General features: G+C 73.2%; 10 protein-coding genes. 3 read left to right on the forward strand and 7 right to left on the reverse strand.

Annotation, left to right across the window (positions count from 1 at the left end):
• Positions 1-87 precede the first annotated feature (87 nt).
• Positions 88-3,123 (reverse strand): BTAD domain-containing putative transcriptional regulator, encoded by a 3,036-nt coding sequence (locus tag ACFWJO_RS31730; protein ID WP_386870740.1) that lies wholly within the window; start codon positions 3,121-3,123, stop codon positions 88-90.
• Between the two features lie 136 nt (positions 3,124-3,259).
• Entirely contained in the window at positions 3,260-4,036 is a 777-nt protein-coding gene (locus ACFWJO_RS31735) for an NPP1 family protein (RefSeq protein WP_386870742.1), read from the reverse strand.
• Between the two features lie 611 nt (positions 4,037-4,647).
• On the opposite strand from ACFWJO_RS31735, the gene ACFWJO_RS31740 reads away from it, so the two are divergent.
• The 3 genes from ACFWJO_RS31740 to ACFWJO_RS31750 all read left to right on the forward strand — a co-directional run bounded on the left by ACFWJO_RS31740 (position 4,648) and on the right by ACFWJO_RS31750 (position 8,440).
• On the forward strand, positions 4,648-5,304 hold the full coding sequence (locus ACFWJO_RS31740; RefSeq protein ID WP_384407250.1) for a hypothetical protein: 657 nt from the start codon (positions 4,648-4,650) through the stop codon (positions 5,302-5,304).
• A gap of 239 nt (positions 5,305-5,543) precedes the next feature.
• A complete protein-coding gene (locus tag ACFWJO_RS31745; protein WP_386870744.1) occupies positions 5,544-6,695 on the forward strand; it encodes an LCP family protein in 1,152 nt (383 codons plus the stop codon).
• An 86-nt stretch (positions 6,696-6,781) separates the two neighbouring features.
• Complete coding sequence (locus ACFWJO_RS31750; protein ID WP_386870746.1) at positions 6,782-8,440, forward strand: carbohydrate binding domain-containing protein; 1,659 nt, start codon at positions 6,782-6,784, stop codon at positions 8,438-8,440.
• 30 nt (positions 8,441-8,470) lie between these two features.
• Here ACFWJO_RS31750 and ACFWJO_RS31755 read toward each other — a convergent pair whose 3' ends face one another.
• From ACFWJO_RS31755 to ACFWJO_RS31775, 5 genes are read right to left on the reverse strand one after another with little or no spacing between them, the layout of a single operon-like run.
• Positions 8,471-9,508 (reverse strand): ABC transporter ATP-binding protein, encoded by a 1,038-nt coding sequence (locus ACFWJO_RS31755; RefSeq protein WP_386870748.1) that lies wholly within the window; start codon positions 9,506-9,508, stop codon positions 8,471-8,473.
• Positions 9,505-10,509, reverse strand: coding sequence for an ABC transporter ATP-binding protein (locus ACFWJO_RS31760; protein ID WP_386870750.1), 1,005 nt, complete (start codon positions 10,507-10,509; stop codon positions 9,505-9,507). Before ACFWJO_RS31760 ends, ACFWJO_RS31755 begins: the two co-directional genes overlap by 4 nt.
• Positions 10,509-11,495: an ABC transporter permease gene (locus ACFWJO_RS31765; RefSeq protein ID WP_386870752.1), complete on the reverse strand. Its 987-nt coding sequence runs from the start codon at positions 11,493-11,495 to the stop codon at positions 10,509-10,511. Before ACFWJO_RS31765 ends, ACFWJO_RS31760 begins: the two co-directional genes overlap by 1 nt.
• The gene (locus tag ACFWJO_RS31770) at positions 11,492-12,451 is read right to left on the reverse strand and encodes an ABC transporter permease (RefSeq protein WP_386870754.1); all 960 of its coding nucleotides are present in this window, start codon (positions 12,449-12,451) and stop codon (positions 11,492-11,494) included. The genes ACFWJO_RS31765 and ACFWJO_RS31770 overlap by 4 nt, the downstream gene beginning before the upstream one ends.
• An 8-nt stretch (positions 12,452-12,459) precedes the next feature.
• Positions 12,460-14,217: an ABC transporter substrate-binding protein gene (locus ACFWJO_RS31775; protein ID WP_386870756.1), complete on the reverse strand. Its 1,758-nt coding sequence runs from the start codon at positions 14,215-14,217 to the stop codon at positions 12,460-12,462.
• Between the last annotated feature and the right edge of the window lie 31 nt (positions 14,218-14,248).

Below are 14,248 nucleotides of genomic sequence, written 5' to 3' on the forward strand. Positions count from 1 at the left end.
TAGCTCCGCTATCGCGACGCTCCGGCGCCTTGCGATGCACCGCACCAGACGCCGCGGCCTATCCGGCCCTGATCCGAAAGAAACGGCCTAGGCGATCTCGGGCCGGTCCGGCGGACCGGCGTCCGGACGACCCCCGCCGCCCGCACCCCGGCGCGCCGCCGGCTCCGGGGTGCGGAGGAGCCGCAGGTGGGTCTCCGCGCGGTGCACGGTCTCCTGGTGGGTGTGGGTCAGGCCCAGTTCCCGTGCCTTCGTCAGGGTGAGTTCCGCCTCGGCGGTGCGGCCCAGGGCGAGCAGGGCCGCGCCCGCCGTGGCCGTCAGCATGCCGTGCCGGAGGCCCAGGAGGCCGTTGACGGTGTCACCGTCGATCGTGAGGCCCTGGTGGGCGCAGGCGAGCGCACCGGACGGATCGCCCGCCGCGAGCAGCTGCCGGGAGCGGTGCTCCAGGGCCAGCAGCTCGGTGATCACGTCACCGCCGTCCCGTACGAGCGCGGCGGCGCGGGCGGTGTGCGCCAGGGACTCCGGGGTCACACCGGTCGTGTCGAGCGCCACCGCGAGATTGACCAGCGCGGTCGCCTCGCTGGACACGTCGCCCGCGCGGGCGGCCAGTTCCGGTGCCAGACGCAGGTGCGCCAGGGCCTCGGGGATCCGTCCGTCCTGGGTGAGCAGCCAGCCGAGCAGCGCCCGGGCCCGGGACTCGGCGTCCGGATCGTCCTCGCGCGCGGCCGAGTCGACGGCGGCCTCCAGGAGCGGCACCCAGCCGTCGTGGCCGTTCCACAGCATGTACGGCCACTGGAGCAGCGCGAGCCGCCAGGCTCGGTCGTGACGGCCCGTCGCACGGGCGGCGGCGACCGCCGCGGCGAGGTTGTCGCGCTCGGCCGCGTACCAGAGCAGCGCCGCGTCACGGCCCGCGAAGTGCGGGGTCGCGGCGGGCCCGCGCACGTCCGGCGGCACGGCGCAGCACGGCAGGTCGTCGGGCTCGGCGGCGCGCGCCGCGGCCATCGCGGTCAGCGTGTAGTGGTCGAGCAGGCGCAGCAGCGCCTCCTCGTTCGGGCGGAGCCCGCGGGCGTAGAGCCGTACGAGGTCGTGCAGCGTGTGCCGGCCCGGCGCGTACTCGGTGAGCAGATGCGCGTCGCAGAGCCGGTCCAACGCCTCGGCGGCGACCGCCGGCGGCCGGTCGAGCAGCGCCGCCGCCGCGTGCCGGTCGAGGTCCTGCCCCGGCAGCGCCCCCAACTGACGGAACAGCAGGGCCGCCTCGTCCGGCAGCCCCTGCACGGTGAGCCGCAGCGCGGCCGGCACCCCCTGGCCCTCGCCGCCCCCGGAACCGTCCACCGACAGCAGGGCCAGCCGCCGCTGCTCGTCGGCGAGTTCGGCGGCCAGGTCGGCGAGCCGCCAGTGCGGGCGGGCGGCCAGCTGGGCGGCGGTGACCCGCAGAGCCAGCGGCAGGCCGTCGCAGAGCGCGGCCAGCCGGTGCGCGGCGGCCGGTTCGGCGGTCACCCGGTCGGCCCCCACCGCCGCCGCGAGCAGCGCCGCCGACTCGTCGAGCCCGAGGACGCCGAGCGGCACCGGCCGGGCCAGCTCGCTCACCACGAGGCCGCCGAGCCGCAGCCGCGAGGTCACGACGGCCGCGCCGCGGGCCCCGGCGGGCAGCAGCGGCCTCGCCTCCTCGGCACCGCGCACGTTGTCCAGGACGACGAGCACGGCCCGGTCCTCGGTCAGCGACCGGTAGAGCGCGGCGGCGGCCGTGGGCGACTCCGGCACCCGCCGCGGCGGCACACCGAGCGCGAGCAGGAACTCGCGCAGCACGTCAGGGGCGTCGAGCCCGTCGTCGGGACTGAAACCGCGCAGGTCGGCGTAGAGCACGCCGTCCTCGAACCGGTCCGCCCGAAGGTGCGCCCAGTGCAGGGCGAGCGCGGTCTTCCCGACGCCCGCCGGCCCGGTCACGATCGCGACCCGTGCGGTGTCGACCGCCGCGTCGAGCGCCGTGAGTTCCCGCTCGCGCCCCATGAACCCGCGCGGTGTACGGGGCAGCAGGTCGGGCGCGGGCAGCACCGCGGAGCCGGCACCGGCGCCGGCCAGAGCCGTGAAGGGCGCGATCTCGCCGGTCGGGAAGGCTTCGGAGCCGGCCTGGCCACGCCTCTGCCTGACGCCGTGGCCGTTGCCGTCCTCGATGTCGCCGTCGCCGTCGCTGTCGCTGTCGCCGTCACCGCCGCCGTCGGCGTGGCCGGCGGGCGTACGGCGGGAGGCGTCTGGTCCCCCGCCCGGCCCCGCGTCGGGCACCAGGCCCTGCCCCGCGCCCATCGGCGCCCCCGCCACCGCGCCCGAAACCGCGCCCGACCCCCCGTCCGTCACCAGCCCCGGTGATGCGCCGCGTATCACCCCGGGTATGCCTCCGCGCAGGACGGCCTCGTAGGCGGCGCGGAGGGCCGGTCCCGGGTCGACGCCCAGTTCGTCGGCGAGCAGGGTGCGGGTGCGGTGGTAGCAGTCCAGGGCGTCGGACTGGTGGCCCGTCCGGTAGAGGGACAGCATGAGGGCGGCCGTGAGGGACTCGCGCAGCGGGTTGGCGGCGGCCTCGGCGCGGAGCACCGCCGCCGCCCTGGTGTGCTCGCCGAGCCGGCCGTACGCCGCCGCCAGCTGCTCGACCGCGACCAGCCGGGTCTCTTCGAGGGCGTGCGCCGCCACCAGCAGCGGCTCGCTCGCCACCGTGCCGGTCAGGGCAGGACCCCGCCACAGGGCCAGGGCCTCGCGGAGCATCAGGACCGCGTCGCCCGGGTGCTTCTGATGGCCCGCGAGCTGGACGAGCTCCTCGAACCGGTGGGTGTCGAGGAGCTCGTCCGGCATCCGCAGCTCGTAGGCCTGGGAGCGGGTCGCGAGCTCCACCCCGTACTCGCCCGCGCCGCCCTGCTCGAACAGCGCCCGGAGCCGGGAGACGTGTCCCTGGACCACCGTGCGGGCGCGGGCCGGCGGGCACTCGGCCCAGAGGGTGTCGATCAGCCGGTCGACGGGCACGACCGCGTTCGCGCGCAGCAGCAGCGCGGCGAGCACGCTGCGCCGTTTGGCGGGGCCGAGCGGCAGCTCACCCGCCTCGGAAGTGATCGCCACCGTCCCGAGCAGGCGGAACTCCACCCGGCCCTCCTTCTCGCCTCGATCCGTGGGTCTCCCAGTATCGCCAACCCGCGGACCAGGTCTTTCGGGAGGAGGCCGGATTCGGACGCCGTGACGGACGGGAAGGACGGACCGAAGGAGGGGCAGGCGTGCGGGCTCAGGCGTTCGGGTCGAAGGGGATGCCCGCCGGCTTGGCGCGGGACAGCGCGGAGGCGAAGTCGGAGTCCCGGATCTTGAGGGTGGCCGAACCGAAGTCAGCGCCCGTCAGCTTCTCCCGCAGGCCCGTCGGGTAGCCGTTCCAGCCGACGAGCCGCGGGTGGAACCAGCCGCCGGTGGAGTTCTCGATCTGCTCGTCGGTGGAGTTGGCGAAGCGGTAGCAGTGGGTGGAGAGCCCGTCCTTGTGGTAGACGATCTTGGGGTGGGTGCCGTCGAAGCGCACCGAGGAGCGGGCGGCCACCTGGTAGCCGCTGTGCTGCGAGACCGACACGTACTGGACCTCGTTCCCGCTGGTCCACACGACGACGTGTTCCCAGTCGTGGGTGTGCCCGATCGCGAGGGGGCCCCACGTCGCCTGGTCCTTCTCGTAGTAGCCGGCGTAGACGACGGCGCACCAGCCGTTGTTGCACTTCGCGCGGGAGTAGCTGTTGGCCGAGGCCAGCTGGGCGGGGTCGTGGCACTGACCGCTGACCGTGCCGCCGAGCTTGAGGCCGGGGTTGAGGGTCCCGTCGGAGCCGATGGCGGCCGTCATGTAGCAGCCGTCGGTGTCGAAGTCGTACGCGGGGGCGAAGGTCTGCTCGAGGCCGTCGGCGTTCTGCGGCAGCGGCGGGAGCACGGCGGCGTGGGCGGTGGCCGGGACGCCGACGACGAGGGCGAGGGCGCACAGGATGGCGGCGAGCGCCGTCCGGCGGCGCCCCGGCGCAGAGGTCAGGTGCACGTCAACTCCTTGAGGTGGGGGCGGGTCACCTTCGCAGCCGGGCTCGCCGAGCGTCAACCACCCTGCGGCGAACGGGTAGTTACGGATCGGCGGCGGGGGTCGGCGGGGGTGCGGCGGGGTGCTGGGGGGTGGGGGAGGGGGCGCGCGCCGGTGGGCTCGCGGCGTCAAGGCGCGGCGGGGGCTTCGCCGGATCGTGCGGTTTCGCGCGTGAAGATCGAGGAACCGGGGGAAGGCACGGCAAGATCATGTGGGTCGGGATCGTTTCCGAACGGGAGCCGTGGGGGCTCCCGGATCCCGTGTCCGAGCGTCGTGCGCCGATATCGCCGCTCGCCGCCGCCCCCGGACGAGGCTCCGCTCCGGGGGTGGCACCAACGCCCACCTGGGGCCGACCCGTCGGGCGCGACGCGGCGGAGGTGCTCTTGACGGGTTGTCAGTAGTGGCCGGAATGATGCCTGTACACGACTACCGGCCGGTTCTACTCTCAAGTCACTTTGCGCGTACCCCCCACCCGTCAGCCCGCGCGCAGAGGCACCGCGTCCACGCACCGCGTACCGCAGCACCGCGTATCCGCACCTCCTCGCTCCCCACACTCCGAAACCGAGGAGATCCCCATGTCCAAGCTGCTCTTCGCCGCGACCGGTCTCGCCGCGGCCACCGCGCTCACCCTCGGCGGCACCGGCACCCAGGCGGCCTCGACCACACTGCTTCCCGCCGGTCACTCCTTCGCCGCCAAACTCACCGGAAAGGCCACCTTCGTGGCCGGCTCCACCACCATGACCTGCACGGTCTCCGCCTCAGTGCCGACGACCGGCGCGAACAACCAGGTCCCCGCCGCGCCCGCCAACCACAACGACGCCGGCCCCGTCTCCGCCACCATCAACCCGCCCACCTTCAGCGGCTGCTCGACGAGCATCACCGGTGTCAGCGTGACCGTCACCGCCAACTCCACGAACGGCGCCTGGACGCTCTCCGCCCAGAACGGTGCTCCGGCCACCGGCGGGTTCACCATCCCCAAGGGCGGCGTCGTGCTCAAGACCAGCGGCTTCGCGTCCTGCACCATCACCGCCTCGCCCGCCGGGCCAACCGCCGTCAACGGCACCTGGACCAACGGCGCGCCGTCCGCGCTCGCCATCAGCGGCGCTCCCGTCCCGGCCACCGTCACCGGCGGCTTCCTGTGCCCGACCGGCAACCAGTCGGCCACGTTCACCGCCACCTACCAGATCACCGACACCACGGACCCCGCCCAGCAGATCACCGTGACCGGCTAGGGCCTGTCCGAGAACCGAGGCCCGTGTCTCGCCCCGCGCCGTGACGATCTCGGTGCGGGGCGGGGATCTTTCAGCTGACCGCTGCGGTGCCGGGGTCGTTGTCGCCGGTCCTGGCCGATCCGTCGCGCGAGCGGCCGATCTTCGGCATCCTGGTGGCCTGAAGTGCGCGCCCGGCGCGGCGAGTCGGGGCGCGGTGGGGTGATCCGGGGCGGGGGCCGCGGAGGGGGGAGCCGTAGCAGATGAGTACGCGTGGCGTGCCGGGCAGGGCCGGCGACGAGGAGCTCCAGGAGGAGGACGGCACCACCGACGGCACCACCACCGGCGCCGCCGTCGACGAGGATGACGCCGACGACGGCGACGACACTGGTGGCGCCGACGACGCCGACCGTGGTGACCGGCCGCGTCCGCGCCGTCGGCGGCCCAGGGCGCGGACGGTGCTGGTCGGCGCGCTCGCTCTGCTGGTCGGGGCGGTGCTGCTGACCGCCGGCGCGGGCTACTGGGCGTACCAGCACTACACGGGCCGGGTGCAGCGGATCCCGCAGACCTTCCCGACCGACGCCCCGGTGCCCGCCGCGTCCAAGGGCGGCCGGAACTTCCTCCTCGTGGGCCTCGACTCGCGGTCGGAGGTGCCCACGACCGGCAGCGACGCCAAGGGCAGGCTGTGGAAGTACGGCGACCAGCGCAGCGACGCGATGATGCTGGTGCACATCCCGGACGACCACTCCGCCGCCTACGTGGTGTCGCTGCCGCGCGACTCCTGGGTGGACATTCCCGGCCGCGGCAAGGCGAAGCTCAACGCGGCCTTCTCGTGGGGCGGCCCGCCGCTGCTCATCGACACGGTGCAGCGGCTGACCGACGTCCGTGTCGACCACTTCGCCGTCATCGACTGGAACGGCTTCCGCAAGCTCACCGACGCCGTCGGCGGCGTCGACATCATCATGTCCGACGGGGAGCGCCGGCACATGAACGGCGAGCAGGCCCTGGACTACGTGGGGGAACGGAAGAACCTTCCCAACGGCGACTTCGACCGGACGCACCGCCAGCAGAACTACCTGCGCACGGTCCTGGAGAAGGTGATGGGCTCCGCGTCGCTCACCGACCCGATGCGGCTGAAGGAAACCCTCGACATCTTCACCGAGACCGTCTCCGTCGACGAGCGGTTCGGCGACGGCGAGATGCGCGAACTGGTCTGGAACATGCGGGAGGTGAGGGCCGGCGACATGACCTTCATGAACGCGCCCGTGAAGGGCACCGGCACGGAGCGCGGACAGTCGGTGGTCCACCTCGACCGGGCCCGCTGCACCGCCCTGTGGCAGGCGTTCAAGGACGACACCCTGGCGGACTACGTGAACACGCACCCCATCGACCGGCTGCGACCCGCCACCAACTGAGGTTTCACCAGGGGGGCTTGACGGGGACATTGGTCCAGTCCAATCTGTGACCGCTTCCCCTCCTCAACCCCCCCCATGGAGGTACGGTGCTCATCCGCAACCGCCTGGTGGCGTCGCTCGGCGCGTCGCTCCTCGGCGCGGCGGCCCTGGTCGCCCTTCCCACCCCCGCCCAGGCCGCCAACCTGCTGACCGACCCCGGCTTCGAATCCGGCGGCCTGACCGGCTGGACCTGCTCCGGCGGCCTCGGCTCGGTCGTCTCCAGCCCCGTGCACAGCGGCACCAAGGCACTGGCCGGCGCCGCGAGCGCCTCCGACCACGCCAAGTGCTCCCAGACCGTCGCCGTCCAGCCCAACACGACCTACACCCTGTCCGGCTGGGTGCGCGGAAACTACGTCTACCTCGGCGTCGACGGCGGCACCTCGACCTGGACCGCGTCCGCGCCCTCGTACCAGCAGCTCTCGCTGCGCTTCACCACCGGCGCGTCGCAGACCAGTGCGACGGTCTACACCCACGGCTGGTACGGCCAGGGCACCTACTACGCCGACGACATCAGCCTCGACGGCCCCGGCGGCGGCACCGACACGCAGGCGCCGACCGCACCCACCGGCCTCCGGGCCACCGGCACGACCTCGTCCAGCGTGTCGCTGTCCTGGACGGCCGCCACCGACAACGTCGGCGTCACCGGCTACGACGTCTACCAGGGCGCCACCAGGGTCAGCACCGTGACCGGCACCGGCACCACCGTCGGCGGGCTCGCCGCGGGCACCGCCTACACCTTCACCGTCAAGGCCCGCGACGCCGCCGGCAACGTCTCCCCGGCCTCCAGCGCCGTCACCGCCACCACCCAGACAGGAGGCGGCACCGGCTTCAAGCAGGCCGCGCCCTACCTCTACCTCGGCTGGGGCAACCCGCCCGCCCCGGCCACGGTGATGAACGCCACCGGCATCAGGACCTTCACCATGGCCTTCATCCTCTCCTCCGGCGGCTGCAACCCGGCCTGGGACGGGCAGCGCCCGCTCACCGGCGGCGTCGACCAGTCCACCATCAGCGCGATCCGGGCCGCCGGCGGCGACATCGTCCCGTCCGTCGGCGGCTGGTCGGGCAACAAGCTCGGCCCCAACTGCTCGACCCCGGAGGCCCTCGCGGGCGCCTACCAGAAGGTCATCGACGCCTACGGACTGAAGTCCATCGACGTCGACATCGAGAACACCGACGAGTTCGAGAACGCGGCCGTCCAGGACCGGATCCTGGGCGCCCTGAAGATCGTCAAGGCGAACAACCCCGGTCTGCGGACCATCCTCACCTTCGGCACCTCGACCACCGGCCCGACCTCCTGGGGCAACCGGCTCATCGAGCAGTCCAAGGCGCTGAACGCGGACATCGACGTCTTCACCGTCATGCCCTTCGACTTCGGCGGCGGCGCCGACATGTACGGCAACACGGTCAGCGCCGCCGAGGGCCTGAAGAACAAGCTGAAGTCCGTCTACGGCTGGGACGACGCCACCGCCTACGCCCACATCGGCATCTCCGGCATGAACGGCCTCTCCGACCAGCAGGAGGTCACCACCACGGAGACCTGGACGCGGATCCGCGACTGGGCGAACGGTCACCACATCGCCCGGCTGGCCTTCTGGTCCGTCAACCGGGACCGCGGCTGCGCCGGCGGCGGCGTGACCGAGACCTGCTCGGGCATCGCCCAGCCCGACTGGGAGTTCACGCGGATCACCGCCGGGTTCACCGGCTAGGCGTCGCGGACCCGGCCCCCGAGGAAAGGCCTAGGGGGTGTCTCGCCCCGACCCGCCGGACGCGTCCTGCCCACGGGCTCCGTCTCCCGGGGCCGGGCCCGTCTCCGGGAAGTGGCAGGCCACCTCCCTCGCCTCCCCCGCCGCGGTGATCCGCAGCGGGGGAGGCTCCTTCCGGCACACGTCCCGGGCCTTCGGGCAGCGCGGGTGGAAGGTGCAGCCCGGAGGCGGCGCGGCCGGGCTCGGCGGGTCGCCGGCCAGCACGATCCGCTCCCGGGCCCGCTCCGCCGCCGGGTCGGGCAGCGGCACCGCCGAGAGCAGCGCCCGGGTGTACGGGTGCGCGGGATCGCCGTACACCCGGTCCTTCGGACCGATCTCCACGATCCGGCCCAGGTACATCACGGCCACCCGGTCGCAGACCCGTTTCACCACCGACAGGTCGTGGGCGACGAAGAGGTACGCGAGGCCCAGCTCGGCCTGCAGCCGCTCCATCAGGTTCACGATCTGCGCCTGCACGGAGACGTCGAGCGCCGAGACCGGCTCGTCGGCCACGACCAGGCGCGGTCCCGTCGCCAGGGCCCGGGCGATGCCGATGCGCTGGGCCTGGCCGCCGGAGAACTCGTGCGGATGACGGTCCAGATGCTCCGGGATCAGACCCACCAGCTCCATCAGCTCGGCCGCCCGCCGCCGCGCCTCGGCCGCCGAACTCCCGTGCACGAGCAGCGGGTCGGAGATGATCCGGGCCACCGTCCGGCGCGGGTTCAGCGAGGAGTGCGGATCCTGGAAGACCATCTGGAGCTCACGCCGCAGCGGCTTCAGGGCGCGCTGCGGAAGCCGGGTGATGTCCCGCCCGTCGTACGTCACGGAGCCGGAGGTCGGTTCGAGCAGCCGGACGATCATCCGCCCGGTCGTCGACTTGCCGCAGCCCGACTCCCCGACCAGGCCCAGGGTCTCGCCGGGCGCGATGTCGAAGGAGACGCCGTCGACGGCCCGGACCCGCGCGGCGCGCGGGCCGCGGCCCGGAAAGGTCATCGTGAGGTCGCGGACCGAGAGGAGAGGGGTGGTGCTCATGACGCGACGCCTCCGTACGCGGGGAAGTGACAGGCCGCCGGATGGGCGGCCGGGCCGGCGAGCGGCGGGCGCTCGCCCTCGCAGCGGGCCCGCTCCTCGTCCGTGCCGAGGGCCGGCCGGGGGCAGCGGGGCGCGAAGGCGCAGCCCGGGGCGGGGGTGAGCAGGGACGGCGGGGAGCCCGGGATGGCCCGCAGCGGGGCGTCGTCCCGGTCGTCGAGCCGCGGCAGCGAGTCGAGCAGGCCCCGGGTGTACGGGTGCGCGGGCGAGCCGAACAGGCCGTCCACCGGAGCGCGTTCGGCCGCGCGGCCGCCGTACATCACCAGGACCTCGTGGGCGACCCGGGCCACCACCCCGAGGTCGTGGGTGATCATCACGACGGCGAGCCCGCGCTCCTCCTGGACGCGGGCGACGAGCTCCAGGATCTGGGCCTGCACGGTGACGTCGAGCGCCGTCGTCGGCTCGTCGGCGATCAGCAGCTCGGGCTCGCAGACCAGCGCCGTCGCGATCATCACCCGTTGCCGCATGCCGCCGGAGAACTGGTGCGGATACTCGCCGGCCCGCCGCCGCGGCTCCGGGATGCCGACCTCGGCGAGCGCGTCGACGGCGAGCCGCCGGGCGACCGCGCGGCGGGAGCCGAAGTGCACCCGGTGGTGCTCGGCGATCTGCTCGCCCACCGTGAAGTACGGGTGGAGGCTGGACAGCGGGTCCTGGAAGACCATCGCCATCCGCCGGCCGCGCAGCCGGTTCAGCTCCCGCTCCGGGAGGCCGACCAGCTCGCGCCCGTCGAGGACGATCGAGCCGGACACCCGGGCACCGGTGTGCAGGCCCATCACCGCCAGCGAGGTGACCGACTTGCCGGAGCCGGACTCGCCGACGATGCCGAGGGTCCGGCCGCGCGGCACGTCGAAGGAGAGCCCGTCCACGGCGCGCACCGGGCCGTGCCGGGTCGGGAACTCGACCGTGAGGTCGCGGACCGACAGAAGGGGTTCGGCCTCGGGCATCAGTACCTCACACGCGGGTCGACGACGGCGTACAGCAGGTCGACGCACAGGTTGGCGACGACGATGAAGGTGGCGGCGAGCAGCGTCACCCCGAGGATCACCGGCTGGTCGCCGGTGGCGAGCGCCCCGTAGAAGAGCCGTCCGACGCCCGGCAGTCCGAAGATGGACTCGGTGATCACGGCGCCCGCGAGCAGTCCGCCGAGGTCCATGCCGAAGATGGTGAGGATCGGGGTCATGGCGGCCCGCAGTCCGTGCTTGACCACCACGGTCCGCCGCGGCAGGCCCTTGGCCCGGGCGGTGCGGATGTACGGCTCCGCCATCGACTCGATCATCGAACTACGGCTCTGCCGGGCGTACATGGCCGCGTAGAGGACCGCCAGCGCCAGCCAGGGCAGCAGCAGGTTCGACGCCCAGGAGAGGGGGTCGGTGCCGAACGGCACGTACTGCGGGTAGGGCAGCAGCCCGGTCACCCGGATCAGCCCGTAGATGAGCATCACGGAGGTGAAGTAGACGGGCAGGGAGGCGGCGGCGACCGCGCCGACCATCAGGGCCCGGTCGGTGAGCGTGTCCTTGCGCAGGGCCGCGGTCACGCCCGCTCCGAGGCCGAGCGCCAGCCAGATCACGGCCGCGCCGACGGCGAGCGAGGCGGAGACCGGGAGCCGGTCGACGAGCAGGTCCCAGACCGGCTGGCTGTTCTCGTACGAGTAGCCCAGGCACGGGAAGGCGCAGTCCAGTGCGTACGGGCCGCTGCCGACCGTGCGTCCGGTGAAGACGCCGGTCACGAAGTCGCCGAACTGCCGCCACAGCGGCTGGTCCAGGCCCATGTGGGCGCGGATCGCGGCGAGCCGTTCGGTGCTGCACGACTTGCCGCAGGCCGCGGCGGCCGGGTCGGAGGGCAGGACGTAGAAGATGAGGAAGGTGATGGCGGCGACGGCGAGGAGCACGCCGAGCACCCCGAGCAGCCGGCGGCCGAGGTAGAGGATCACGACCGGCCTCCCCGGGGGTCGAAGACGTCCCGCAGCGCGTCGCCGAGCAGGGTGAAGGCGAGGACGGTGAGGAAGAGACACAGGCTCGGCACCGCGAAGTACATGGGGTCGGTGTCGTAGAAGGCGACGCTCTCGGCGATCATCTGGCCCCAGGACGGCGTCGGCGGGCGCACGCCGACGCCGAGGTAGCTGAGGGCGGCCTCGGTGGCGATCATCCCGGGCACGATCAGGGTGGTGTAGGCGATCACCGGGCCCGCGACGCCCGGCAGCACCTCCCGGGTGAGGATGCGCCAGTCGGAGGCGCCGCTCACCCGGGCCGCGTCGACGTACTCGCGGTGTTTGAGCGAGAGCGTCTGGCCGCGCACGATCCGGGCGATGCCGGGCCAGCCGAAGAGGCCGATGACCAGCACCATCAGCAGGATCCGGTTGACGTCCCTGGCCACGGACATCATCGCGATCATGAAGATGAGGGAGGGGAAGGACATGGTGAGGTCCATGAGCCGGGACAGGACGGTGTCGGTGCGTCCGCCGAAGTAGCCGGCGGCGACGCCTGCCGCGACGCCCGCGACGACCACGATGGCGGTCGCCGCGAAGGCGATGAGCAGCGAGACCTGGGCGCCGTGCACGACCCGGGCGAACAGGTCGCGGCCGGTGACCGGCTCGACGCCGAGCCAGTGCTCGGCGGAGATCCCGCCGAGCGGCCCGATCGGCAGTCCGCCGAGGTACGGGTCGACGGCCGACGCGTCGAACTCGTCGGGGCGCCAGCCGCCCAGCCGGCTGAGCAGCGGGGCGGCGACGGCGATCAGGGCGAAGAGGGCGACGACGGCGAGGGCGACGACGGCGGAGGTGCGGCGGCGCAGCTCGGCCAGGGCGAGCCGCCAGGGGCTGCCGCCCGCGGCGGCCCCGGCCTCCGGGCGCTCCTTCGCCGTGTCCGGTGATGCGGAGACGGTGGACATGGACGGGATCAGCTCCCGCTCTTGGACGGGTCCTTGAGGCCGACCGTCGCGTAGTCGAGCTGGCCGCCGAAGGAGGTGTGCCCGAAGGCGCCCGCGATGTTCGGGCCGACGAGGAGCGGCATGCGCTCGACGACGACGGGCGCGGTGGGGGCCTTGGCCAGGATCTGTCCGTCGAGCTCCTGCCAGGCCTTGTTGGCCTGGGCGGCGTCGGTCATCGCTGCGATCTCGTCCATCCGCTTCATCGTGGCGTCGTCGCGGAACAGGGAGTGGTTGCCGGAGTTGCCCTTCTCCTTGATGTAGCGGCCGTCGAAGACGAAGGGGAGGAAGGTGGAGCCGGAGGGGTAGTCGGGGCACCAGCCGGTGTAGGTGAGGTCGGTGCGGTTCTTGGTGTCGCCGATGGTGTCGTAGAAGGCGGACGGGTCGACGGTCTCGATGACCACCTTGATGCCGGCCCGGCCGAGGGACTGCTGGACGGCCTCGGCGACGGCCTTGTCGCCGGTGGAGACGGTGATGCTGGTGGAGAAGCCGTCGGGCCTGCCGGCCTCCTTGAGGAGCTGCCGGGCCTTCGTCACGTCACCGGTCGGCGGGATCTTGAGGGTGTCGGGCTGCTTGCCGCCGGTGAAGAGGGAGCCGGGCATGAGGGCGGTGGCGGGGTCGTTGAGCGCCGGACCGCCGGACGCGGTGAGGACGGCCTGCCGGTCGAGGGCGTACTGCACGGCCTGACGGACCTTCACGTCGTCGAAGGGCGCGCGGCCGGTGTGCATCTGCACCATCTCGGTGCAGTTGGTGGACTCGGCGAGGAGGCGCGCCCGGACCTCGGGCTTGGTGAGGACCTTGGGTGTGCTCTCGGGGCGGAGCTTGACCCAGGGCACGGCGGAGGCGTCGGCGCCGGATCCGGTCACCAGCCGGTCGTCGATCTGGTTGCCCTTGAGGCCCATGGTGACGACGATCCGGTCCGGGTAGGCCTTGCGCACGCCGTCCGTCGCCGGGTCCCAGTGCGGGTTGCGGACCAGGACGAGCTGCTTGTCGCGGGCGTACGACTCGATCTTGTACGGGCCGGAGGAGAACGGGCGGTTGTCGTACTGGGGGCCCTTGTCCTGGGCCTTGGGCACGGGGGCGAAGGTGGGGAGCACCGTCGCGTAGGGGAACTCGGCGAAGGGCTTGCGCAGTTCGAAGACGATCGTGCGGTCGTCGGGCGTCCTGACGGAGTCCAGGTGCTTGCCGCCGGCCGGGCCCTGGTAGCCCTCGGCCCCGGCGAGGTAGCGGGCCGCGTAGTCGGGGCCGCCGGGGAGGTCGGGGGAGAAGGACCGCTCCACGTTGTACTTGACGTCCTGCGCGGTGACGGGGGAGCCGTCCTCGTACTTGAGGCCCTTCTTCAGGCGGAAGGTCCAGGTCTTGGCCCCGTTGGAGGAGGTGCCCAGGTCCTCGGCGAGGTCGGGGGTCAGCTCGCCGCCCTTGGTGCCGGGTTCGGCCTTGTACGTGACGAGGGTGCGGTAGAGCAGCCGGGTGCCGAAGTCCATGTCGCCCATCACCCAGTTGCGGGCGGGGTCGAGGTGCGTGAAGTCCTGGTTGGACAGCACGGTGAGGGTGCCGCCCTTCGCGGGCGTGCCGCCGACGACCTTGCCGAGGTTTCCGGTTGCCGGGTTGGCGCCGGTGCGCCCGGGGCCGGCCGCGGGGCCGGTGCCGCCGCCGGAGCAGCCGGCCGCGCCGAGGGAGAGGGCTGTCACGAGGGCGACGGCGAGGGCGTTTCGCTTGTGCTGGTCCATCAGGAGTCACTCCGGGGTGGGCGGTTCGGTC

It is taken from the genome of Streptomyces sp. NPDC127092, assembly GCF_042722475.1.
In the GTDB taxonomy this organism is placed as follows: Bacteria; Actinomycetota; Actinomycetes; order Streptomycetales; family Streptomycetaceae; genus Streptomyces.